This window comes from Sulfitobacter guttiformis, from assembly GCF_003610455.1.
GTDB lineage: Bacteria > Pseudomonadota > Alphaproteobacteria > Rhodobacterales > Rhodobacteraceae > Sulfitobacter > Sulfitobacter guttiformis.
The window spans coordinates 833,887-857,246 of the sequence record NZ_RAQK01000001.1 but is presented as its reverse complement, the minus strand read 5'-3'; the positions used below and the strand labels follow the sequence as shown (position 1 = coordinate 857,246).

Below are 23,360 nucleotides of genomic sequence, written 5' to 3'. Positions count from 1 at the left end.
CCAAGGTTACTTCATCGCTTGCGATCGTCGATTTCCGAATTGAACAGCCGCAGGCGCGCCGTCAGGTTTTCCTCATTCATTACCGAGGAGAAATTTTCAAAGAGGAACGATAACGCTTCGCCTTCGTCCAATCCTGCCTCCGCACTGAACTTCTTGAGGCGGCGATAACCGTCTTCCGTCATGGCGACGGGAAAGCGGCGGGTCAGTCGAAAGCGTTTCGGCACATGTCTCTCCGGTTGTGGCAAGCGGGAGGAAAGCCCCCCGCCGACCTTTTCAAGAAATTTTGGCCAGCTTAGAAGTTTGCCGCGTCCAAGGCCATAACTGTGTCGGCACCCGATTGGATGCGCGTCAGATGCAGGGCCGTAGCAGGCAGTTGGCGTGCCATATAGTAGCGACCGGTTGCCAGCTTTGTCTCATAGAATGTGGCATCGGTGGTGCCCGCCGCCAGCGCGTCATTCGCCGCCTTGCCCATCATGCCCCACATCAGACCAAGGCAGACATGGCCAAACATATGCATGAAATCGTTGGACCCTGCGAGTGCGTGGTTCGGATTCTTCATGCCGTTTTGCATGAAGAACATACCTGCGGCTTGCAGATCCTTTGATGCAGCTTTCAGCGGCTCGATGAAGTCCTTGTCAAACGCCGCGTCCTGACCTGCGTTGTCTTTGCAGAAGGACTTGACCAGATCAAAGAAGGCCATGACGTGTTTGCCGCCGTCCTGTGCCAGTTTGCGACCAACCAGATCAAGGGCCTGAACGCCATTTGCACCTTCATAGATCATGGCGATACGGGCATCTCGGGTGAACTGGGACATGCCCCATTCCTCAATGTAGCCGTGACCGCCGTATACCTGCTGGGCCTTGACGGTCATGTCATAGCCTACGTCCGTCAGGAACCCTTTGATCACCGGGGTGAGCAGGGACACGAGACCATCCGCGTCCTTGTCTTCGGAGCGGTGGGCCGCGTCGATCATTGTGGCACCCCAAAGGATGAAGGCACGGGCGGCTTCGGTAAAGCTTTTTTGATCCATCAGCGAGCGGCGGATGTCGGGGTGAACGATCAGCGGATCGGCAGGCTTATCTGGTGCCTCAACCCCTGTAACGGCACGGCCCTGAAGGCGGTCATGCGCATAAGCTAATGCATTCTCGTAGGCGACCTGAGCCTGTGCCACGCCCTGCATGCCGACACCAAGACGGGCCTCGTTCATCATGGTGAACATGGCGCGCATGCCCTTGTGCTCTTCGCCAAGCAGGTATCCTGTCGCCTCGTCATAGTTCATTACGCAGGTGGAGTTGCCATGAATGCCCATCTTGTCCTCGATGGATCCAACCGATGCGCCATTGCGCGCGCCCAGAGTACCATCTTCGTTCACGTTCACTTTTGGAACAATAAACAACGATACACCTTTGATGCCTTCGGGCCCGCCTTCGATTTTTGCCAGCACCAGATGGATAATGTTGTCGGCCATGTCATGCTCGCCCGACGAGATAAATATCTTCTGGCCGGTGATTTTATATGATCCGTCGGCCTGTGGGGCTGCTTTGGTGCGCATCAGTCCCAGATCGGTGCCACAGTGTGGTTCCGTCAGGTTCATTGTGCCGGTCCATTCGCAGCTGACCATTTTGGGCAGGAACAAATCTTTTTGTGCATCTGTGCCGTGGGCGAGGATCGCTGAGGCGGCGCCGTGGGTCAGACCCTGATACATTGTGAAGGCCATATTGGCGGAGCTGAACATCTCGCCTACAGCCGAGCCGATGACGGCGGGCATGTTCTGGCCACCGTACTGCTCTGGCATATCCAAACCGGGCCAGCCGCCTTCTTTGACCTTTTCGAAGGCTTCTTTGAAGCCTTTTGGGGTATAGACGACACCGTTCTCCAAGCGGCATCCTTCTTTATCACCGGAGGCGTTCAGTGGTGCCAGGACTTCCGAGGTCAGCTTGCTCGCTTCTTCGAGTATGGCGCCGGTAAAGTCGGGCTCGAGGTCTGCGTAGCCGGGTGTTTTTGCCTGCGAGATTTTCAGAACGTCGTGCAGGATAAATTGCATGTCTTTGGTCGGGGCTGTGTATGTGGGCATCTGGTTTCTCCCTGAAACAAATGAAATTTCTGATAGAAAGACGCGCTTTGCTTTACACGCCTGCTCAATGTGAGGGGCTCAGCTCGCTTGACGTGTTGCGCGCTGCGCCGAGATAACTTTTTCGACCCATTTCAACTGATCGCGCAGATCGGTAATCGCTTCATCAAGGTCCGTGCGCTGTTTTTCGAGGTCTGCGAGGCGCTGACCTGCAAGCTCGTAGGTCTGCTCGAGCTGGCTCAGCTGGCCATCACCTTTATAGTAAAGGTCAAGCAACTGGCGGATGTCCTCAAGCGAGAAGCCGAAGCGTTTGCCGCGCAGGATAAGCTTGAGGCGCGCGCGGTCACGCTTGGTAAAGAGGCGCTTCTGGCCGACCCTTTCGGGGAAAAGCAACTCCTTTGCCTCGTAGAACCGCAAGGTACGCGGTGTTACGTCGAAGGCGTCGCACATCTCTCTGATCGTTAAGGTATCGGTGGTCATATCCATCTCGCAATTCTGCTTCGACTGCATCGGCATGCCGCGTTGGCAGCGGTATACAATCTTCGTGATGGGTTACGTAGTTATACGTTACGTCACTTACTAGGCTTACCTAGGATGACTTAACGTCAATTCCTGCCGGGCCAGCGAAGTTAAGCGGAAGCAATATGTAATGGCGCCGTACAGGAGTGATGGCCAGCATTGTCTGGCGGGGTGCGCTATCGGTATGCGGGAATTAGGAAAGCAGGAATGGCGTGCTGAAATCGCTGTCAGGCCTTCTCGCCCAACGCCTCCAGCGTCTCGTCACGCAGGCGCGTCAGCTCGGAATGTGCCTGTTCGAGTTGGCTAAGCTGCTGGGCCAATTCTTCCAGCTGTCCGTTGGCCATTTCCACCCATGCACGCATCTGTGCTTTTGTACCGTCTTTTTCGTAGATCAGCAGCCATTGGCGGATATCCTCTAGTGCAAAGCCGAAACTGCGGCCGCGTAGAATCAGCTCCATGCGTGCCCGCTCGCGGGCACCATAGAAACGTGTACGTCCTTCACGATCGGGCGACAAAAGCTCGATGTACTCGTAATAGCGCAGCGTACGCGGCGTTACGTCGAACTTGGCGCACATTTCTTTGAAGGTCAGGCGGGTTTCGTCGCGCATGTCAGGGTGCTCCTCCGGACTACAGGCTAAAAGCCTGCGCTCCGATGTGCAACGGTTCCTATTGCCCTTTGTCCGGCCTTGGGCTGTAAGGGGACAAGTCGCGGGGTGCCAAACGTCCCTGCAAGGAGGGCTCATGGTCGATAAGACATTGCTTGCACGCCAGTTTATACAGGCTTTGCCACATTCCGTCATGCTGGGGATGGAGCCCAAGGAAATGGGGGAAGGTGTTGCTACGATCTGCATGCCTTATAAAGAAGAGCTCATTGGTGATCCTGTTACCGGCGTCATTCACGGTGGGGCGGTGTCCGCATTGATGGACACCTGTTGCGGAGCGGCAGTGATGTGCCATCCCCGAAATGCCGGCGGCACAGCGACGATTGATTTGCGCATTGATTATATGCGCGCTGCCACGCCGGGACAGACGATTACCGCCGTTGCGACCTGCTATCACATTACCCGTTCGGTTGCATTTGTGCGTGCTGTTGCACTGGATGCGGATTCGGAAAACCCCGTCGCGACAGCGACAGGTGCGTTCACTGTGGAGGCCCGAAAATGACCATTCGCAAGCGTCCCGAACCTGTTCAGGTTATTAAGCAACGCCGCGATGCCGCATTACATGCGCTCGCCGGTGCTGTACCCTACATCCGCTTTCTCGGGATTGAGTTCGAGCGACGCGGCGACGAGTTGACCGCGATCATGCCGTTCAAGCACGATCTGATCGGCAACCCGCTGTTGCCCGCGCTGCACGGTGGTGCCACGGCTGCGTTTCTGGAGATTACGGCAGTGATGACCCTGAACTGGACCTATCTTTGGGATGATCTGGAGGCGGGTAAACTGAGCCTTGAAGGGGTGGCACCGCAGGATTTGCCACGACTGCCCAAGACTGTGGATTTCACCGTTGATTATCTGCGTACGGGCCTGCCGCGCGACGCCTATGCGCGCGCGCGCATCACGCGGGCAGGGCGGCGCTATGCTTCTGTGCAGGTGGGGGCATGGCAGGACAACCGCGAAAAGCTATATGCACAGGCGATGGGGCATTTCGTGATGCCTGCACCGCGTGACTGAGAGCGCGCAACTTACGCATAAACGTGTGCTGCATTTGGCGCTGCCAATTGTGCTGTCCAATGCGACCGTGCCGATACTCGGTGCTGTGGATACAGGCGTTGTCGGGCAAATGGGACTGGCAGCGCCGATTGGGGCGGTTGGGATCGGTGCGATCATTCTCTCGGCGGTCTACTGGGTGTTCGGATTTTTGCGTATGGGCACAGTTGGCCTGACTGCGCAGGCCGAAGGGCAGGGTGATGCAGGCGAAGTGGCGGCCCTGCTGACCCGTGCGCTGATGATCGGACTAGGTGCGGGTGTCGTGATTATCGCGTTTCAGGGCGCGATATTCTGGGCTTCTTTCCGGCTTTCCCCCGCCAGTGCCGAGGTTGAGGGGCTGGCGCGGGCCTATATGGCTGTGCGGGTCTGGTCCGCCCCTGCGGCAATCGCACTTTACGGTATAACAGGCTGGTTGATCGCGCAGGAACGGACGCGGGCGGTGCTGGCCCTTCAACTGTGGATGAATGGTCTCAATATCGTTCTCGACATCTGGTTTGTGATGGGGCTGGGCTGGGGCGTGCAGGGCGTGGCCTTCGCCACAGCCATTGCAGAGTGGAGTGGTCTGGCTCTGGGTCTGTGGTTTTGCCGCGGTGTATTCGCAGGCGTCGCATGGCGCGCATGGGCGGTGGTATTTGACGGGCCACGCTGGACCCGAATGATGGGGGTCAATACTGATATCCTTATCCGCTCGCTGTTGCTGGAGGCGATATTCGTGAGCTTTATGTTCATGGGAGCGGGGCAGGGCGATGTTACGCTGGCGGCCAATCAGGTGCTGCTCCAATTTCTGATGATCGCAAGTTACGCCCTCGACGGTTTTGCATTCTCCGCCGAGGCACTGGTGGGAAGGGCGTTCGGGGCGCGGGACCCTGTGCGCCTGCGGCGGGCGGCCCTGCTTGCGGCAGGGTGGGGAATGACTGCGGCGGCATTGATGGCGCTGGGGTTTGCGCTGTTCGGGGGCTGGATCGTGGACACGATGACTACAGCAGAGGGCGTACGCGAACAGGCGCGGATCTATCTGCCCTATCTGGTGGGCCTGCCGCTGATCGGTTGTGCGGCCTTTATTCTTGACGGAATATTTGTAGGGGCGACGCGCAGTCGCGACATGCGCAATATGATGGCGTTATCGTTTGGCGTTTATACCGTTTGCGTATTGGCTCTGGTGCCGCTGATCGGGAACCACGGTCTTTGGCTTTCGATGCTCATATCGTTTGTAGCGCGGGGGATTTCCCTCGGGTGGCGCTACCCCGCACTCGAGCGGGCAGCAGCGGACTAGCTGTGGGTCAAAACCAGTCGCTGCGTTTGCTGCCAACTGCCTCGGCCACGTTTGCAAATCCGTCACGTTTAAGATTGGCATCTATGCCCCGCGCAATGGTGCCGACCATAGAAAGACCGCCGTATACCAGCGCTGTATAAAGCTGGACAGCACAAGCGCCCGCGCAGATCTTGGCATAGGCCTGATCGGCATTGCTTATGCCGCCGACTCCGATCAGGGGTACATCGGTCAGTGTGGACAGGCGCGCCAGCACGCGCGTCGATTTCTCGAACAAGGGCGCGCCCGACAGGCCCCCTGTCTCGACTTTATGCGCTGATTTCAGCCCCTCGCGCGATAGCGTTGTATTGGTGGCAATAATCGCGGCAACGCCTGCATCCTGCGCCACCTGCGCCACATCTTCAATTTCGCTTTCGGTTAGGTCAGGTGCGATTTTGAGCATGACGGGCTTGTTTCCACGAACGGCCATCACCCCCTCGAGCAAGCCTGCAAGGGCCGCCTTACCTTGTAGGTCACGCAGTTTCTCGGTGTTGGGCGACGAGACATTGACGGTGGCGAAATCAACGTGATCGCGTGCCGCCTCCATCACGCGAGCGAAATCGGCGGCGCGGTCGGTGCTGGTTTTGTTGGCTCCGAGGTTGAGACCCACAGGGATCGTGCGTTTGGCTGCTTTGATCCGCGCACAAATCGCGTCCATCCCGTCATTGTTAAAGCCGAACCGGTTAATCGCGGCGCGGTCCTCGGTCAGGCGGAACAGGCGCGGCTTGTCATTTCCCGACTGTGGCAGAGGCGTGGCGGCGCCCACTTCGATAAACCCGAAGCCTGCAGCACTTAGTGGCGCAATCGCGGTGGCGTTTTTGTCAAACCCTGCCGCCAGTCCCACTGGATTAGGCAACGTCATTCCTGCCAGCGTCATGGCAAGGCGGTCGCTGCGCACCGGTCCAGGCTTTGGCGTCAAACCGGCGCGCAGGGCGCGAATGGCAAGACCGTGTGCTGCTTCGGGGTCAAATTGGCGCAGCACGCTCAGACCCATCGCTTCGATCAGGGCATTCATCCGAAGATATCCGATGCAGGTTGGGGCGTCGTGCGGATAAGGCGCGATGTTTTGACCGCCGCCTGACGGTGCACAACGGCAAGTTGGTATTGCGGGTCAGTGACCATCGCGAGGAAGGCGGATGCGGCCGGAAAGTGAACAATGAACATGGCATCCCAAGCCTCGTCAGGCGCGCCGATCAGTGTCATCTCGAAACCGCCGCGCCAGATCACTGTACCGCCCACACGGGCCAGTATAGGGCCACTTGCCGCGCCGTAATTTGCATAGGCCTGCGCGCCTGTCAGCGCTTTTGCGGCCAACTCATGCCCGGCAGGATATTTGGCCGTACTGTGAAACTGCACCAGATTTAGCATATTTACCGGTGTGTCGCGGGGCAATGACTTGAACACCTCGAACTGAGCGCGCGAGGTATCGGGATAGTCTGTCATTCCGAAGCCTCTGCCAGACCTGCGGGAAACTGGTGTACGCCGTCCACCAGGGGCAGAGGCTGGGCCCAGACCACATCGGGCATCGTCAGCTTGCGGTAGAGGTGGGGAAACAGCGCATCGCCGCGCGACACTTCCCATTCGAGCGCCTGACCCAGCGCGTCAGTCTCGAGGGCGACAAGAAAAAGACCGTCCTCGCCTGCGAAATGCTTTGCCACGGTTTCGCTGACCTGTTGGGCAGTGGATATATGGATATAGCCATCTGCTACGTCGATGGGCGCGCCGGTTGTCTCGCCCTCCTTGCGCAGGGTGTTCCATTCGTCGGTGCGGAGTATTTTGAATATAAGCATAGTGTGTGTGATGCCGATGTGAAGGACGGCGGTCAAGGCCCCAAGCAGTGCCCGAATACCAGTCAAAGCGGTAAGTGACGTAGCATCCCCTCGCATATCCTCTTTGACAGGCAAGGTACTGCGCGCCACGATGCGGGCAGATATTTCCAACCGGAGAACAACATGAAACGATTCCTTATGAATGCTGCTGCACTTGGCCTGAGCACGGGTCTGACAGCGGGCATGGCGAGTGCAGAATATTCGCTGACCATTCTTCACACGAATGACTTCCATGCGCGCTTCGAGCCGATCAGCAAGTATGACGGACCGTGCGGTGCCGAGGATAACACGGCTGGCGAATGTTTTGGCGGGACTGCCCGTCTGGTCACGGCGATCAAGGACGCCCGTGCGCGCAGTAACAACTCCATTCTTGTAGATGGTGGTGACCAGTTTCAGGGCACGCTGTTCTATTCATATTACAAGGGCCAGATGGCTGCGGAGATGATGAACAAGCTCGGCTATGACGGGATGACTGTAGGCAATCATGAATTTGACGATGGTCCAGAAGTGCTTGCCTCTTTCCTGACAGCGGCAAGTTTCCCGATCCTGATGTCGAATGCGGATGTCAGCGCAGAGCCGCTGCTGGCCAACCGTCTTGCCAAATCGATCGTGATCGAGCGTGGTGGAGAGAAAATCGGCCTTATCGGTCTGACGCCGGAAGATACCCACGAGCTGGCCAGCCCCGGTGACAATGTCACGTTCTCCGACCCGGTTGCGGCCGTGCAGGGCGAGGTCGACAAGATGACCGCTGAGGGCGTGAACAAGATTATTGTTCTGAGCCATTCAAGCTATGCCATAGACCAAAAGGTTGCAGCGGAAACGACAGGTGTGGATGTGATCGTGGGCGGCCACTCCAACACATTCCTGAGTAATACCGACGAAAACGCGGAAGGCCCGTATCCAACGATGGTTGGCACAACAGCAATCGTTCAGGCCTACGCATACGGCAAATATCTGGGGGAGCTGAACGTCACCTTTGACGACGAGGGCAACCTTACCGAAGCCACGGGTGAGCCAGTGCTTATCGACGCATCTGTTGTGGAAGACGATGACACGGTCGCGCGCATCGCCGAGATGGCAAAGCCGCTGGACGAGATTCGCAACAAGGTTGTTGCCGATACGGCAGAGGTGATTGGCGGGGACCGTGCCGTGTGCCGCTCGCAGGAATGCTCGATGGGGAACCTGATTGCCGATGCGATGCTGGCGCGTGTTGCCGATCAGGGTATCGACGTGGCGATCCAGAACAGTGGTGGCATCCGTGCCTCCATCAACAGCGGTCAGGTCACCATGGGCGACGTGCTGACAGTACTGCCGTTCCAGAACACCCTGTCGACCTTCCAGGTTTCGGGTGCCGTACTGGTCGAAGCGCTAGAGAACAGCGTAAGCCAACTGGAGGAGGGCGCAGGCCGATTCTTGCAGGTTGCGGGCATGAGCTATGCCTTCGATGTGACCGCAGCTGTCGGCAGCCGCGTGTCCGATGTGATGATTGCCGGTGCGCCTATTGACCTCGAAAAGGTCTATGGCGTTGTTTCCAACGATTATGTGCGCAATGGCGGAGACGGGTTCGCGATGTTCAAAATGGCTGAAAACGCCTATGATTTCGGTCCCGATCTGGCCGATGTAACGGCGCAGTATCTCGCCGCGAACGCACCCTACAAACCCTACACAGACGGCCGCATCACGGCCAAGTAATTCTGTCTACTACTACCGCTCAAAGGCGCGCCCCGACAACGGGCGCGCCTTTTTTTTATGTCGTATGGCATGGTGATGTTGGGCCTGCGCAGCTAAGATTGGAGCATTGGCCCTTACCGTGAAACAGGACAAATCAAATGTGCGGACGTATGGCGCTGACCCTTCCACCGCAGGCGATGGCACATGTATTTGAGGCGCAACCTGCCAACAGCCTGCCCGAAGGGCCGGATTTCAATATCTGTCCGACTGATGATATTGCAGTGATCACAGGCGGACCGGACCAGCCGCGCCGGATGCAGACGATGCGCTGGGGTCTGATCCCGCACTGGTACAAAACGCCCGCCGACGGCCCGTTGTTGATCAACGCCCGCAGCGAGACAGTGCTTGAAAAGCCCGCCTTTCGAACGGCAGTTCACGCGCGCCGTGTACTGATTGTGGCCAGCGGCTTTTTTGAATGGACAAAGGATGCCGTGGGCGGGCGTGACCCATGGTACATCACCCGCCGTGATGGTGCACCACTGGCTCTGGCCGGGCTTTGGCAAGGGTGGCGTGATCCTGCGGGCGAGGGTGCGGGAGGCGATGAATTACGCACTGCTGCTGCCCTTACTGTGGGGGCCAATATCCCGATGCAGAATATCCACCACCGCATGCCCGTCATAATCGAGCCTTGCGATTGGGCGCTGTGGCTAGGCGAGAACGGTAAAGGCGCCGCACCGCTGATGCGGGCGGCGGCAGATGATGTTTTGACGTGGCATCGTGTAAGTCGCTTAGTGAATTCAAACCGGGCCGAAGGACCAGAGTTGATCGAGCCGCTTTTGGAGCGGTTTGACGAGCCGGATGCACCTTAGACAGATGCACAGGCCGATTGCCGCTACTTGCCGGTCGGTGCGTAACGCGCTGAACTAGTTCTGGACGCTGAAGTTGAGTGTGCCCACAACCTGTATATTGCCGTTTTCATCTGCTGCGGGGTCTCCAGCACTTGGAACAACGCTGATGAATTTGTTTGGCATGCCTTCAACGATTGTCAGGCTTTTCTCAGTGCCTGCGCCGATGTCGCGCACTTCCCAGCTTTCGTCGTCTGCTTTGATGTCGCGAGACTGGCCCGAAGCATTGTCGAAGATGACAACGTCGCCGGGTTGAACAAAGCTGATTTCGGGGAAAAATGTATAATCCAGCATGATAATGCGGTATGTTTCAGCTGAGGCGGATCCTGCGATACAGGTCAGCGCTGCCGCAGTTGTAGCGGCGCGCAGGAAAAACTTGCTTAGCATTGTCATGCTCCTTGATGTCGGCCCCCGCCGTCTTATTCCGTTGCTATAGATATTGAATGTGGCAGATTTTGGGCGATACGCCCATTTCCTTAACCATAATTGCAACAGCACAGGCCGTAGTCGTTCGTGCGCAAACGGGTCAGTTTTCTGCCTCAATTGCTTTGCGTTTGCGTCCCCAGCCAGTCGCAAAAGGCAGTCAACGGCGGCGGGGCGGGGCGGTCCACGGGCCAGACAAGATAATAGCTGCCGATGCTCTCTGTCGTTTTGTCGGAGGCCAGGACCAGTTGCCCGTCCTTGAGGTAGGGATCAGCCACAAACGTCGGCAACAGGGCAATGCCAAGGCCGTGCACCGCCGCCTGTGCCATCGTGGCGAACTGGTCAAACATCATGCCATGGGGCGGTTCGCAGGGATGGCCCACCGCTTTGAGCCAGCGCGCCCATGCGCGGGGCCGGGTTTCGAGGTGCAGCAGCGGGTGAGACAGAAGGCTTGCAGGGGCCTCGAATGGTGCGCCTGCGAGACCGGGTGCACAGACGGGAACCACAATTTCCGGCATCAGGGGCATGTAATGCACGCCGGGCCAATCTTCGTGGCCAAAGTGGATCGCAGCGTCAAACGGGCTGGGCCCCAACGCAAAAGGATGCAATCGCGTGGACAGGTTCACCGTCACTTCTCGGTGGGTTTCGGCAAAATTTGACAGACGTGGCGCAAGCCAGTGCATCCCGAAGGCGGGCAGAATCGCCAGTGTCAGCACACCCGATTGTGCCTGCGTTGCTGCATTGACCGATGCCTGTGCCAGCCGCCCCAGCACCTCCCGTACCTCGCGGACATATTCCAAACCTGCCTGCGTACAGCTAAGGCGGCGCCCCTGCCTCGCCATCAGCTGCACCCCGAGTTGCCCCTCCAGCGCCTTGATCTGGCGGCTGATGGCTGATTGCGTCAACGACAGTTCCGTCGCGGCCTGAGTGGCGCTGCCAAGGCGTGCACAAGCCTCGAACGCCAGAAGGGCAGAGACGGAGGGGAGGTACCGGCGTGGAGCGATCATATATTACAAAAACTCATATGTTGAGGATCAAGCATTGTTAGATGTTTGCACGAAAATATGCAATATTATGGCCAAGCACCCTGAATTTCTGTCTGGAAGGATATGCCATGAACACGCAAACACCTATTTTAAAAGCAAAAGACGCTCCCGATCTGGGCCAGTTTGAATGGTCCGATCCACTTCGTCTGAATGAACAGCTGTCTGAAGACGAGCGGATGATCATGGAAAGCGCGCGCGCCTATGCGACTGAAAAGCTTCAGCCGCGCGTCATCAACGCCTTTGCGAACGAAGAAACCGATGCAGGCATCTTCCGTGAGATGGGCGATATGGGACTGCTGGGTATTACGGTCCCTGAGGAATACGGCGGCTTGGGCGGCTCGTATGTCTCCTACGGTCTGGTTGCGCGCGAGGTCGAGCGTGTGGACAGCGGTTATCGCTCGATGATGTCCGTGCAGTCATCCTTGGTCATGTACCCGATCTACGCCTACGGCTCCGAGGCGCAACGTATGAAGTACCTGCCAAAACTGTCGAGCGGTGAATACATTGGCTGCTTCGGTCTGACAGAGCCTGATGCGGGCTCCGATCCTGCGGGCATGAAAACCCGTGCTGTAAAGACTGCCAACGGCTATAAGCTGACCGGCTCGAAAATGTGGATCTCCAACGCACCTATCGCGGATGTATTTGTGGTCTGGGCCAAGTCCGAAGAGCATGGCGGTAAGATCCGCGGCTTCATCCTTGAAAAGGGCATGAAGGGCTTGAGCGCTCCAAAGATCGGCAACAAGCTTAGCCTGCGCGCATCAATCACTGGCGAGATCGTCATGGATAACGTGGAAGTGGGCGATGACGCATTGCTGCCAAACGTCCAAGGCCTGAAAGGTCCGTTCGGCTGTTTGAACCGTGCGCGTTACGGTATTTCCTGGGGTGTTATGGGGGCTGCCGAATTCTGCATGCATGCTGCGCGCCAATACGGTCTGGACCGTCACCAGTTCAACAAGCCGCTGGCCCAAACCCAGCTGTTTCAGAAAAAACTGGCCGATATGATGACCGAAATCAGCCTTGGCACGCAGGCATCGCTGCAAGTTGGCCGTCTGATGGATAATGCCAACGCAGCACCTGAGATGATTTCCATCGTCAAGCGCAACAACTGCGGCAAAGCGCTGGAAATTGCGCGTCACTCCCGTGACATGCACGGCGGTAACGGTATTTCCGGTGATTTTCAGGTCATGCGCCACATGATGAACCTCGAGACGGTGAACACATATGAGGGCACGCATGATGTACACGCGCTGATCCTCGGCCGTGCCATCACTGGGTTGCAGGCGTTCTATTGATCCGCTTCTAAATCAGTAACATTAAAAAAGCCCGCGCAGGATTTGCGCGGGCTTTTTTGTGCTGGTTCTAGTCACGAGGCGCAGGCGCGCCGCCTTCGAAATTATTGCCGCTCACATAATCACAAGGCTCTTCGCGCATTTCCAGATGCAGGCCATCGCCGGTGTAGGGATGCGCGCGTGCAAATTCTTCGTCGACGTCGATTCCCAGACCGGGCGCGGTCGGCGCAGTCACAAAACCACCCTCGACCCGAATACTGCCCTTGATCAGGCGGTCATGGAATGGTGTCTCGATTGTCTCTGCCATCAGCAGGTTGGGGATGCTCACTGCGAAGTGGATATTCGCCGCCCATTCAACGGGACCGGCGTATAGATGCGGCGCCATTTGCGCGTTATAGACCTCCGCCATCGCAGCCACCTTTTTCATTTCCCAGATGCCACCCGCGCGGCCCAAGGCAGGCTGCAAAATCGTCGCTGCGCCGCTGCGCAGCACAGGCGCGAATTCCGCTTTGGTGGTCAGTCGCTCTCCGGTAGCAATCGGGATGCGGACTGCGCCTGCGACCTTTGCCATTTCGGCTACATTATCCGGTGGAATAGGCTCTTCGTACCATAGCGGGCTATACGGCTCGAGTGCCTGACCCAGCCGGATCGCCCCTGCCGTTGTGAATTGACCATGGGTGCCAAACAGCAGGTCCGCGCGGTCGCCGACAGCTTCGCGAATCGCTTTGCAGAAGGCTACGGATTGGGAAATATCGCTCATCGCGGGCATATGTCCGCCGCGACGCGTGTAGGGGCCTGCAGGGTCGAATTTTACCGCTGTGTAGCCTCGGTTCACAGCGTCCAACGCACTTTCAGCCGCCATTTCAGGTGAGGACCAGAATGCGCCCAAGTCATGGTGGGGAAGCGGATAGAGATAAGTATAGGCCCGCACACGTTCATTCATGATACCACCGAGCAGCGCATAAACGGGTCGCTCGCGGGCCTTTCCCAAAATATCCCAGCATGCGATCTCAAGTCCGGAAAACGCGCCCATGACAGTGAGGTCTGGCCGCTGTGTGAAGCCTGTTGAGTAAGCGCGCCGGAACATCATCTCGACATTTTCCGGGTTTTCCCCCGCCATATGGCGCGTAAAAACATCCTCGACCACGGCGGTCATTGCTACAGGTCCTACTGAGGAGGCATAACATTCCCCCCAACCCACAATCCCGCAGGCCGTCGTCACCTTCACCAATATCCAGTACCGCCCGCCCCAACCGGGGGCAGGGGGGGCTGTGACAATCACATCAACATCTTTTAAGCGCATCGTATTACTCCGCTTCATATTCCGGGTTTTGCAAGGGGTTCACTATTTTTCCCTTTGGATGCAGGCACTGCGTCCGGCCTCCAAGACAGAAGTCCGGCGTCTAACGGTTGAACAGGATTACGTTGCGCCGTGCGGATCCGGTCTTGGTATCTGCGATGGCCTCGTTGATTTGCCCCAGTTCCCAGCGGCCGGAAATAAGCTCGTCCAGCTTCAGTCGCCCTTGGGTATAAAGGTCTACCATCCACGGAATGTCGCGCTGGATGACCACATCGCCCATTTTCGACCCGACCATGCCCTGACCCACTGCGGCCAGCATCACTGGCTCGTAGGTTGCGGTGGCGCCTGAATGGGGCATACCTACCATGACGACCTTGCCGCCGTATGCGAGATACTTTGGCGCTGTCTCATAGGCGGGTATTGCACCCACAGTTACGATCACCGCATCGGCGCCGCGCCCCATTGCGGACTTAGCGGCGTTCCATGGTTTCGTTCCCGAAGCGAGGACCCCGTCCGTTGCGCCAAATTCACGGGCGACGGCCAACTTCTCCTCCGACATATCGACGGCTACGATGCGGCGCGCTCCGGCAATCCGCGCGCCCTGAATGGCGTTCAGGCCGACACCGCCCGCGCCGATCACGACCACATCCTGACCCGCCCGCAGGCCCGCCGCATTAACCACGGCGCCTACGCCGGTGATTACGCCGCATGCGATCAAGGCTGCACATTCCTTTGGAATATCCTCACTTATTTTTACGACCTGCCGTTGATCCACAACAACGGACTCGGCAAACGCGCCGCAGGCCATCGCCTGATGCAACTTGCCGCCATCTGCGGTTTTGATCGGGCCATGATCGCCGTCGTAGGGTGTGCTACACAGTGTCGGCGCGCCGCCTGCACACGACGGGCAGGTCCCGCAAGAGCGGATCAGCGTCACCACCACACTGTCGCCCACAGCAATGCCGTTCACGTTGTCGCCAACCGCTGCGATAATGCCAGCCGCTTCGTGGCCGTACACCGCAGGCAGCGCCCCCCCCCAGGCGCCTTCGGCGAACGAGATGTCGGAGTGACAGATTGCCACTGCATCAAGGGTCACTTCGACCTCGCCTGACTGTGGAGCGCGCAGGGAGATGTCCTCTATGCGAAGGGGGGTGCCAAACTCATGGCATACGGCGGCTTTTATCGTTTTCATGCTATGTTCCTAATACGGGTTTGAGCGCAGCGTTGCGCAGATCGTCCAAAGGAACAACCCCTGTGTACCAATCTTCCGCTCCAAAGTTTCAGGTGCTGCGGCGGGTTCCGACCAGCAGGGCAAACAACCCCAGAATGCTCAGACCTGCGGCCAGTAAGAAAGGCGCCCCCGGCAAATAAACGGGCGCTTGCGCATCCGTGAATTGCGCGAAGGTGTAGGTCATGACCAGCGGTGAAAGCATCATCGCCAGTGCCGAGGCAGAGGTCAGCGCACCTTGCAGCTCCCCTTGTGCATCATCGGCAACGCGCGCTGACATGATCCCTTGGAGGGCGGGCGGAATAATTCCGCCAAAGGCCGCAATTGGCGTAAGAAGGAGTACCCATGTGCTGGATGTAATAACCGCAATGGCGATCAGGCTCACGATGCTGAACAAATGCCCTGCCACCACTGTGCCGCGTTCGCCCAGCGTTCGCAGGATCGGGCGGATAAGGCCGCCCTGGATCAGGGCCATTGCAACGCCGAACAGGGCCAGCGACAAGCCGATGGTTGCGGGGCTCCAGTCAAAGCGTTCTTTGCCAAAATATGACCACACGGCGGGATAGACCGCAAATCCAACGTAGTAGATGAAATACACCACTAGGAGCGGCGTCACCCCCGGCAACCGCCCCAGTGAGCGCAACGCGCCCAGCGGATTGGCACGCCGCCAATTGAAGCTGCGCCGCGTCGCGTCCGTCACCGTCTCTTTGAGCACAATCCACCCCAGAAGCGCATTACCCGCCGCCAGCGCTGCAGCAACCCAGAACGGCGCGCGTGTGCCGTATTCTGCCAGCAGCCCGCCCAGCAACGGCCCGAGGACAAAACCTGCGCCGAAAGATGCCCCCACCAGTCCGAAGCGTGCTGCCCGCTCGTGCGGGGCAGAAATATCGGCGATATAGGCGGTCGCGGTGGATTGTGTGGCCGCCGTAATTCCGCCAATAACGCGGCCCAGCAGCAGCACCCAAAGTGCGCCAGCCAGCGCCATCAGGACATAATCGAGGGCCATCACCACCAGCGCGGTGAGCAGGACAGGACGACGGCCGAACCGGTCGGAGAGGCCGCCCATCAATGGCCCGAACAGAAATTGCATCACTGCAAATGTCGTGGACAGGATACCGCCCCAGATCGCCGCCTCCGCCAGCGTGCCACCGCCCACTTCCTGAATGAGATCGGGCATGACAGGCACAATCAGACCAATACCCATGGCATCAATCATCAGGGTGAGCATGATGAATATGATCGGCAAGCGCGAAATGCTAAAGCGCCTTTGCCCGCGCCACAAAATCCTGTGCCTCTTGGGGGGCTAAACCCAATGAGCGGGCCGGATCGAACAGATCAGGGGGCAGGTCGGGGTGCGCGGTGCGGGCGAGTGTTTCTAGCTCTGCGCCCGTGTCCTGCACTTGCCGGCACAGTGTCTTTGTTTCTGCTTGTGCTTGTGGGCGTGGCATCTTCTGCGCCAGCGCAAAGCTGAGTTCCTCTGCGTGGATAAGGCCCAGACCGCTGTCCAAGGTGGCGCGCATTCGTACGGTATCAGGCGTCATAGTGCCGCTCACGGCTTTTGCGTGTTGCAGTGCGCTGGCAGTTCCGAGTGCGATCTGTGGCAGCACCATCCATTCGGCAAACCACGCCGCACCGTCGCGTTGGTGAAGATGTTGTGTGGCAGGACCAAGAGCGCCACGCAGTCCGGTGGTTTGGTGACCTAGCGCTTGTAATGCCGAGGGAGCAACGGGGTTTTGCTTTTGCGGCATGGTGGAGGACGCGCCCGCCGCGCCAAGCTTGACCTCGCTGATTTCGCTGCCGGTCAATGCGATCAATGTGCCTCCCATACGCGCCAGTACCGATGTCACCTGCACCAGCCAGTCCGCAATGCGTAGGATCGGCCCACGATCCACGTGCCAGCTGCGGGCAGGATCGTTGAGCCCTAGCCCCTGTGCCAATGCTGCCCGCGTTGCAGCAGCATTTGGGCCCAGCGCCGAGGATGTTCCTGCAGCGCCCGATAGAGAGACAAGCAGTGATGATGACCGGAGCGCGGGAAGAGCCTCGACAAGATCGCACAAACCATGCCCCCAATCGGCTAGAACCGCGCCCCAACTGGTGGGGGTGGCATGTTGGCCGTAGGTGCGCGCGGCCATGGGCGTGGCTGCATGTTGTGATGCCTGTTCTGCGAGCGAATGAATAATGCTGCGCAAATCCGCCTCGGCAAGCAATAACAACTGACGCAGGCGTAGCATCAGGCCGGTGTCGATAATGTCCTGCGAGGTTGCACCCCAATGTACGAATTGCGCATGCTCGGGGGCGTTCATCTCGGCGCGAAAGGCGGCGACGAGGCCTGGAACGCTCACGCCGTTCTCGCCGGTGGCTTTTGCAATCGCGCCGGGGTCGATCTGGATTTCAAGTGTCGCGCGCTGGATTGCCTTTGCGCTCAAATCGGGGATGATGCCCTGCGCGCCTTGGGCATTGGCCAGCGCCCCTTCGACAAGCAGCATGGCGCGGATCGCGGCAGTGTCCGAAAACAACCGCCCCGCGTCGCCGGTCGGGAATAATTGTGCATAGAGCGGGCTGTCGAAAACGGAAGCGGCCATCAGCTGTCTTTCTCTGTTTGTGCCGTAGTCTCTTCGGCAATTTCTGCCCATGTCGCCTTGGCCAGTTTGATCGCATGGTTTGCCTTTGGCACACCGCAATAAATAGCGACGTGCTGGAAGGCTTCCATCACATCACTGCGGCTAGCGCCAGTTCGCGCACATGCGCGAATGTGCATCGGGATTTCCTCGAAATTGCCCATTGCCGCCAAAAGCGCCAGCGTCAGCATCGAGCGTTCCCGCAGTGCAATCGCGTCCGAGGACCATACCGTACCCCATGCACCTTCGGTGATGAGCGTCTGGAAGGCCTCGTCTTGTGCCGTCTTGGTCGCTTCGGCGCGATCGACGTGCGCGTCACCCAGCACGCGGCGGCGTGTTCTCATGCCTTCGGCATAGCGTTCAGACATGGCCCACGCCTTTGAGAAATGCGGTGAGGACGCTGGCAAATTCTTCAGGTTGCTCGACGCAGGGCAAATGCCCCGCACGGCGGATCAGGTGAAACTGCGAGCCGGGGATCAGGTCAACGGTTTCGCGCACCAGATCAGGCGGGGTCGAGCCATCTTCAGAGCCTGCGATGCCCAGCGTGGGCAGCCGTAAGCCACTGGTTGGCGTATAGAAATCTGTTCCTGAAATCGCCGCCGAGCATCCGGCATAACCGTCGTCGGCCTGTTGCACCAACATGTTCCGCCACAGCTCCAGCTCGGGCGTTTTGCGAAACGCATCAGAGAACCACCGCTCCATTACGGCATCGGCAAGGCTTTCGATGCCGCCACTTTTCACCGCCGCGATGCGCTCGTCCCACAAGGCGGGGTTGCCGATCTTTGCGGCAGTATTGCTCAACACCATCGCGCGGATCAGATCGAGCCGTTTGACCGCAAGCCCTTGAGCAATCATTCCACCGATGCTGAGGCCTACAAAAACGCATTCTTTGACATCAAGATGGTCCAGCAGTTTCTCGCAATCGCTGATCAGCGCACCCATGGAATAGGGACCGTCAGGCACAGTCGACAGGCCATGCCCGCGCTTGTCCCAGCGGATAACGCGCAGCCCTTCGGGCAGTAGAGGCAGGATAGGGTCCCACAGGCGCATATCCGTACCGAGAGAGTTTGCAAATACTACAGGCGCGCCATCTGCAGGGCCATCCACGCGGTAGTGTATCCGAACGTCACCTGCATCAAAAAGCTTCATTCGAGGTCTCCCTTCAAAGTCATATGCGCCATGATCTGGCCGTGGTCGGAGGCAAGTTTGTTATAGGGTGCCTCGGGGTGACTGCCGTCCGTCAGGTGGTCATTGAGGACGCTGAAATATGTCATTTCGCCGATACTGCCTGTGTATTCAGGCAAAAAGTGGCGCGACATGTAAATCTGGTCGATGCTCTCATAGACGCCCCCGAAGGCGGCAGTAAAGACCATATCGCGAAGGGATTTGCGCACAAACAGCTTCTCGGCAGCATGCAGGCGCACGGCCTCGATATCTTCGGTGATCTGCGCGGCTTCCGCCTCGGAGTACCTGTCGCCGCGATGTGTCGCGTCATGGCGCAGCATCCACTGGTAGTTTTTAAAGGGGTGCTCGCCCGAGATGATCTCGGAGCTGACAGCGCTTGCCGTGTCGTTGAAGTCGCCCAATACCATGACCGGATTGCCAAGCGCCAGTTCCTGCACGATAGCGCCGCGCAGCACCCATGCCTCGGCCATCCGGCGCATTGCGGCGCGGGCAGAGCCGAGGGCGCGGCCGACGGGGTCATAAGCCGTCAGGTCGATCTCGGAAGCAGTGCCGCCATCATCGGGTCGTACGAACTCCCCCAATTTTGATTTCAGATGGCAGTTGAAGACGGTAATCACATGGTCACCGACAGGGACGCGCACCTTTAGGATCGGGCGGCTCAGCCGCGATATGCGGAAAAAGCCGGCGTCTTCGTCGCGATCGGAGAAGGGGATATCGAGAGGTTGGCCCAGATCCTGAATGATCTCCGGCTCACCCACAAAGCCAAAGCGCGACAGGATCGCAACACCGGGGCGGCGGTTGCCCGCTTCTCCATCGTTCATGTTGGGCGCAAAGGCAATTTCTGCCTCGCGGTAGCTGCCAAAGGCAAGTTTGTCGAATATGGCACGTTTACGGTAACTTTTGGTGCCATCGGGGAGGGAAAACCCGTTCTGCGCTGCACCGTATGTATCTGCCAGCGTAACCACATCGCCTAACGCCGTTTCGTCGAACACCTCCTGAAAGCCGACGATATCAGCGTCAAGCGTGACCATCTGATCCGCAAGCCAGTCACGCTTCCACGCGTACTCCTCCTGCGTGTAAGACTGGAAGCGATAATATTCGCTGTCCGGACCAATCAGGTTTTTGGCATTGAAACTGGCAATCGTAAAACCCGTCATAAACGCGCCAGCGCACGCGCAAACATGGCAGGATCGACGTTGCCGCCCGACAGGGTCACAATCACATCGTCTCCCTCAACCTCATCCCGCCGATACAGCGCTGCGGCAAGAGCTGCAGCGCCGCCCGGCTCGACCACCAGCTTGAGCCGCAAAAACGCCTGCGCCATCGCATCAAGGGCCTCGTCCTCGGAAATCACAAGGCCTGTGCCGCACAGGCGTTTGAGGATCGGGAATGTCAGATCGCCGGGCTGCTTGGTGATGATCGCGTCACAGATATTGTCGGAAGTCTTTTCGTTGCTCAAAATCTCGCCTGCTGCCAGCGAGCGGGCAACGTCGTCAAACCCCTCGGGCTCGGCTGGTCGCACACGAAGGGTAGGGGCGTCAGCGGCCAACGCCAGTGCAATGCCGGATGTCAGGCCGCCACCACCACAACAGACAATGACATCGGCATTTGTGATGCCCAGTGCATTGGCATCCTGCGCGATTTCAAGACCGCAGGTGCCTTGGCCCGCGATGACCTCGGGCTCGTCGAATGGTTTGATCAGTGTCAGATCCCGCTCGGCGCTCAGGCGGTCACCGATTTCTTCACGCGATTGGGTGTCACGGTCATAGAGAACGACCTCGGCACCATACGCGCGCGTATTGACAATCTTGAGCTGTGGTGAATCCGCCGGCATGATAATCACCGCAGAGGTGCCATGCAGCGCTGCCGCGTGCGCTACACCTTGCGCATGATTGCCCGAGGAGAAAGCGATCACCCCTTTGGAGCGCGTCGCAGGATCAAGGGCGCTCAATGCAGAATAGGCGCCGCGGAATTTGAAGCTACCTGTGTGTTGCAGGCATTCGGGTTTCACCCAGACACGGCGGCCGGCAATCTCGTTGAGAAAGTTTGAGGTCAGCAGCGGTGTGCGAATGGCGTGGCCTTGAATGCGGACAGCTGCGGCGCGGATCATGTCGATGTTCACTGCATATCTCCTATCCAGCGGCGCAGAGTGGCCACGGCTGTGGGTTCATCAAGGAACGGGATGTGGCCGCGGTCCGGCACGGTGGCCAAATGCATGTCGGGGCGACGGATTTGCATTTCCATAACAGTGTCGGCGCTCAGCAAATTGGAGTTTCGACCCCAGATCAGGGCGAGTGGTAGCCCCGCCAACGCTTCGAAGAAGGGCCAAAGGTCCGGCATCATCTGCTCGCCCGCTGCCAATACAGCCTCTCGCAGATGCTTGTCATAGGTGATTTGCAAGCCGTCCGGTCCCTCGGTGTAATGCTTGCGGGCTTCCTCAAGCCAGCGGCTGTCGGGGACATTCTTGAACTCGGGAAAGGCACGGGCCATTGCGGCGGCTGCCTCTACGTGGGTTTTGGCGGCAGGATTGCGCCCGATATAATCTTTGATGGTCTCTATGCCCGCAGCCTCGATCACCGGCCCCACATCATTGAGTGCCACGCCTAGAAGGCGTTGATTTGCCCCCATCGCCAGACCCATCGCATTGAGACCTCCGCGCGAGGTGCCAAGGATTGCTACTTTTTCCAGCCCGATATGGTCGAGCAATTCTGTCACATCACGGCATTCGACGGGCAGGGTGTAATTCTTCCAGTCAGGATCGAAATCCGATTGCCCGCGCCCGCGGTAATCCATTTTGATCAGACGGCACCCTGCGAGATGTGGTGTGACATAGTCGAAATCGGCCGTTGTGCGGGTGAGGCCTGCGAGGCAGAGGATCGGCAAGCCTTTGCCCTCGTCGGTGTAGTAAAGCTTTAGCCCGTCAGAAGTGGTAAATCGTGCCATCAGATGCCCGCCAATGCTGGAATGCCGGTAAGATCATTAAGGGTATGTACAGGCTTCCAAGGAAGGCGGTCCATCGGCTCGCCTGCGCGGTTTACCCAAGCGGTGGTAAAGCCATAGCCGGTTGCGGCAGCTGCGTCCCACCCGTTGGACGAGACGAACAAAACTTCCTCTTTAGCGCAGCCGAACTCAGCGCCTACCAGATCATAGACCCGCGCATCTGGTTTGAAGATGCCGACACTTTGCACCGACAAAAGCGCGTCGAGGACACCGTCGATGCCCGCACTGTCCACTGCACCGCGGAGCATGGCGGGGGATCCGTTGGAAAGAATAGCAGTGTTCAGCCCCGCCTCCTTGAGCGTTTGCAGCATTTCGGGGACCTCGGCATAGGCGCCCAACTCCCAATAAAGCTGCAGCAGACGTTCGCGCAACGCACCATCGCCATCGTGCCCGGTCTTCTCCAGCGCCCAGTCGAGGCCTTCTTGTGTAACCTGCCAAAAATCACAGTGCTCACCCGTAACCGCGCGCAGCCAGCTGTAGCTCAACTGTTTCTGACGCCAGTGTTCGGCCAGTTGCGGCCAATCATTCTTGATTGCGCTAAATTCCGCCTCGGAGGCGGCCTGCCGTGCCGCTGCGGCCACGTCGAATAATGTGCCGTAGGCGTCAAAAATACAGGTGGTGATGGGCATGGAGGCTCCGCTCGGTTTGGGGGTTAATCACAGGTACAGTGCCATGAGGCGGGCATGTCGAAAAGGGTGAAATGGGGGTTGCAGTTCGGGACGTGGCTTGACAGTGTGCGCCCATCTTTCGGAGCACCTGCGCAGATACGCGGCCTCCCTAACCATTCCCTGATTAAATTGGAGATTACTTATGGCCGAAGTTAAGGCTGGCGACACCGTACATTTGCACTACACCGGCACATTGCTGGATGGCACCACATTCGACAGCTCCGAGGGCCGCGAGCCTTTGGCGTTCGAGGTGGGATCGGGCCAGATCATCCCCGGCCTCGATGTGGCGATCCCCGGTATGACCGTCGGCGAAAAGAAGATCGTCAAGATCGGTGCCGACGATGCCTACGGTCAGGCAAATCCCGAGATGCGTCAGGCCGTACCCCGTGAAGGTATTCCTGCGGATATTCCGCTTGATGTTGGTATCCAGCTCCAGATGCAGACACCTGACGGTCAGGCGATGCCTGTGACTGTGGTCGAGGTGGACGAGGTGACTGTTACGCTGGACGCAAACCACCCGCTGGCGGGCAAAGACCTACAATTCGATATCGAGTTGGTAAAGATCGACCCCGCAAGCTGAAGCTGCGTAG

At 58.4% G+C, this 23,360-nt stretch carries 26 protein-coding genes; 7 read left to right on the top strand and 19 right to left on the bottom strand.

Going from position 1 to position 23,360, the window contains the following annotated elements:
- Positions 1-11: 11 nt before the first annotated feature.
- The 4 genes from C8N30_RS04070 to C8N30_RS04055 form a co-directional block, all read right to left on the bottom strand.
- On the bottom strand, positions 12-224 hold the full coding sequence (locus tag C8N30_RS04070) for a hypothetical protein (protein ID WP_025063224.1): 213 nt from the start codon (positions 222-224) through the stop codon (positions 12-14).
- A 68-nt stretch (positions 225-292) separates the two neighbouring features.
- Positions 293-2,074, bottom strand: a complete 1,782-nt coding sequence (locus C8N30_RS04065; RefSeq protein WP_025063223.1) for an acyl-CoA dehydrogenase C-terminal domain-containing protein — start codon at positions 2,072-2,074, stop codon at positions 293-295.
- Positions 2,075-2,152: 78 nt separating this feature from the next.
- Positions 2,153-2,551 carry a MerR family transcriptional regulator gene (locus tag C8N30_RS04060; RefSeq protein ID WP_025063222.1) on the bottom strand — a complete coding sequence of 133 codons (399 nt, stop codon included), beginning with the start codon at positions 2,549-2,551 and terminating at the stop codon, positions 2,153-2,155.
- Positions 2,552-2,817: 266 nt separating this feature from the next.
- A complete protein-coding gene (locus C8N30_RS04055) occupies positions 2,818-3,198 on the bottom strand; it encodes a MerR family transcriptional regulator (protein ID WP_025063221.1) in 381 nt (126 codons plus the stop codon).
- Between the two features lie 133 nt (positions 3,199-3,331).
- On the opposite strand from C8N30_RS04055, the gene C8N30_RS04050 reads away from it, so the two are divergent.
- The 3 genes from C8N30_RS04050 to C8N30_RS04040 are packed head-to-tail and all read left to right on the top strand — an operon-like array spanning position 3,332 to position 5,572.
- Positions 3,332-3,754, top strand: a complete 423-nt coding sequence (locus tag C8N30_RS04050; RefSeq protein WP_025063220.1) for a PaaI family thioesterase — start codon at positions 3,332-3,334, stop codon at positions 3,752-3,754.
- A complete protein-coding gene (locus tag C8N30_RS04045) occupies positions 3,751-4,263 on the top strand; it encodes a PaaI family thioesterase (protein ID WP_025063219.1) in 513 nt (170 codons plus the stop codon). The genes C8N30_RS04050 and C8N30_RS04045 overlap by 4 nt, the downstream gene beginning before the upstream one ends.
- On the top strand, positions 4,256-5,572 hold the full coding sequence (locus C8N30_RS04040) for an MATE family efflux transporter (RefSeq protein ID WP_025063218.1): 1,317 nt from the start codon (positions 4,256-4,258) through the stop codon (positions 5,570-5,572). Before C8N30_RS04045 ends, C8N30_RS04040 begins: the two co-directional genes overlap by 8 nt.
- Positions 5,573-5,579: 7 nt before the next feature.
- On the opposite strand, the gene C8N30_RS04035 is transcribed toward C8N30_RS04040, so the two are convergent.
- Genes C8N30_RS04035 through C8N30_RS04025 form a run of 3 tightly spaced genes read right to left on the bottom strand, consistent with a single transcriptional unit; the run spans position 5,580 to position 7,398 of the window.
- Positions 5,580-6,623, bottom strand: coding sequence for a quinone-dependent dihydroorotate dehydrogenase (locus tag C8N30_RS04035; protein WP_025063217.1), 1,044 nt, complete (start codon positions 6,621-6,623; stop codon positions 5,580-5,582).
- Entirely contained in the window at positions 6,620-7,051 is a 432-nt protein-coding gene (locus tag C8N30_RS04030; protein ID WP_025063216.1) for a DUF1330 domain-containing protein, read from the bottom strand. Before C8N30_RS04030 ends, C8N30_RS04035 begins: the two co-directional genes overlap by 4 nt.
- Positions 7,048-7,398: a DUF952 domain-containing protein gene (locus tag C8N30_RS04025; protein ID WP_025063215.1), complete on the bottom strand. Its 351-nt coding sequence runs from the start codon at positions 7,396-7,398 to the stop codon at positions 7,048-7,050. The genes C8N30_RS04030 and C8N30_RS04025 overlap by 4 nt, the downstream gene beginning before the upstream one ends.
- A 162-nt stretch (positions 7,399-7,560) precedes the next feature.
- Here C8N30_RS04025 and C8N30_RS04020 point away from each other — a divergent pair, with 162 nt between their 5' ends.
- Positions 7,561-9,129 carry a bifunctional metallophosphatase/5'-nucleotidase gene (locus C8N30_RS04020; protein WP_025063214.1) on the top strand — a complete coding sequence of 523 codons (1,569 nt, stop codon included), beginning with the start codon at positions 7,561-7,563 and terminating at the stop codon, positions 9,127-9,129.
- A gap of 137 nt (positions 9,130-9,266) precedes the next feature.
- Positions 9,267-9,977 (top strand): SOS response-associated peptidase, encoded by a 711-nt coding sequence (locus C8N30_RS04015; protein ID WP_025063213.1) that lies wholly within the window; start codon positions 9,267-9,269, stop codon positions 9,975-9,977.
- A gap of 54 nt (positions 9,978-10,031) precedes the next feature.
- Here the strand turns inward: C8N30_RS04015 and C8N30_RS04010 are convergent, their stop codons facing one another.
- A complete protein-coding gene (locus tag C8N30_RS04010) occupies positions 10,032-10,400 on the bottom strand; it encodes a hypothetical protein (protein WP_025063212.1) in 369 nt (122 codons plus the stop codon).
- A gap of 152 nt (positions 10,401-10,552) precedes the next feature.
- Positions 10,553-11,443, bottom strand: coding sequence for a LysR substrate-binding domain-containing protein (locus tag C8N30_RS04005; protein ID WP_025063211.1), 891 nt, complete (start codon positions 11,441-11,443; stop codon positions 10,553-10,555).
- Between the two features lie 107 nt (positions 11,444-11,550).
- Between C8N30_RS04005 and C8N30_RS04000 the strand changes: the two genes are divergently transcribed.
- Positions 11,551-12,774 (top strand): acyl-CoA dehydrogenase, encoded by a 1,224-nt coding sequence (locus C8N30_RS04000; RefSeq protein ID WP_025063210.1) that lies wholly within the window; start codon positions 11,551-11,553, stop codon positions 12,772-12,774.
- Positions 12,775-12,841: 67 nt separating this feature from the next.
- On the opposite strand, the gene C8N30_RS03995 is transcribed toward C8N30_RS04000, so the two are convergent.
- The 10 genes from C8N30_RS03995 to C8N30_RS03950 all read right to left on the bottom strand — a co-directional run bounded on the left by C8N30_RS03995 (position 12,842) and on the right by C8N30_RS03950 (position 22,731).
- Positions 12,842-14,074 carry a mandelate racemase/muconate lactonizing enzyme family protein gene (locus C8N30_RS03995; RefSeq protein ID WP_025063209.1) on the bottom strand — a complete coding sequence of 411 codons (1,233 nt, stop codon included), beginning with the start codon at positions 14,072-14,074 and terminating at the stop codon, positions 12,842-12,844.
- Positions 14,075-14,174: 100 nt separating this feature from the next.
- Positions 14,175-15,263 carry a Zn-dependent alcohol dehydrogenase gene (locus tag C8N30_RS03990; protein WP_025063208.1) on the bottom strand — a complete coding sequence of 363 codons (1,089 nt, stop codon included), beginning with the start codon at positions 15,261-15,263 and terminating at the stop codon, positions 14,175-14,177.
- An 88-nt stretch (positions 15,264-15,351) separates the two neighbouring features.
- On the bottom strand, positions 15,352-16,527 hold the full coding sequence (locus C8N30_RS03985; RefSeq protein ID WP_037968489.1) for a TCR/Tet family MFS transporter: 1,176 nt from the start codon (positions 16,525-16,527) through the stop codon (positions 15,352-15,354).
- A gap of 28 nt (positions 16,528-16,555) precedes the next feature.
- Complete coding sequence (locus C8N30_RS03980) at positions 16,556-17,881, bottom strand: lyase family protein (RefSeq protein WP_025063206.1); 1,326 nt, start codon at positions 17,879-17,881, stop codon at positions 16,556-16,558.
- On the bottom strand, positions 17,881-18,285 hold the full coding sequence (gene pcaC / locus C8N30_RS03975) for a 4-carboxymuconolactone decarboxylase (RefSeq protein WP_025063205.1): 405 nt from the start codon (positions 18,283-18,285) through the stop codon (positions 17,881-17,883). Before pcaC ends, C8N30_RS03980 begins: the two co-directional genes overlap by 1 nt.
- Positions 18,278-19,066: a 3-oxoadipate enol-lactonase gene (pcaD, locus tag C8N30_RS03970; protein ID WP_025063204.1), complete on the bottom strand. Its 789-nt coding sequence runs from the start codon at positions 19,064-19,066 to the stop codon at positions 18,278-18,280. Before pcaD ends, pcaC begins: the two co-directional genes overlap by 8 nt.
- Entirely contained in the window at positions 19,063-20,259 is a 1,197-nt protein-coding gene (locus C8N30_RS03965; protein WP_025063203.1) for an endonuclease/exonuclease/phosphatase family protein, read from the bottom strand. Before C8N30_RS03965 ends, pcaD begins: the two co-directional genes overlap by 4 nt.
- Complete coding sequence (locus C8N30_RS03960; protein WP_025063202.1) at positions 20,256-21,224, bottom strand: threonine ammonia-lyase; 969 nt, start codon at positions 21,222-21,224, stop codon at positions 20,256-20,258. The genes C8N30_RS03965 and C8N30_RS03960 overlap by 4 nt, the downstream gene beginning before the upstream one ends.
- On the bottom strand, positions 21,221-22,045 hold the full coding sequence (locus tag C8N30_RS03955; protein WP_025063201.1) for an alpha/beta fold hydrolase: 825 nt from the start codon (positions 22,043-22,045) through the stop codon (positions 21,221-21,223). Before C8N30_RS03955 ends, C8N30_RS03960 begins: the two co-directional genes overlap by 4 nt.
- Positions 22,045-22,731, bottom strand: a complete 687-nt coding sequence (locus tag C8N30_RS03950; RefSeq protein WP_025063200.1) for a haloacid dehalogenase type II — start codon at positions 22,729-22,731, stop codon at positions 22,045-22,047. The genes C8N30_RS03955 and C8N30_RS03950 overlap by 1 nt, the downstream gene beginning before the upstream one ends.
- 181 nt (positions 22,732-22,912) lie before the next feature.
- On the opposite strand from C8N30_RS03950, the gene C8N30_RS03945 reads away from it, so the two are divergent.
- Complete coding sequence (locus tag C8N30_RS03945; protein WP_025063199.1) at positions 22,913-23,350, top strand: FKBP-type peptidyl-prolyl cis-trans isomerase; 438 nt, start codon at positions 22,913-22,915, stop codon at positions 23,348-23,350.
- Positions 23,351-23,360 lie beyond the last annotated feature (10 nt).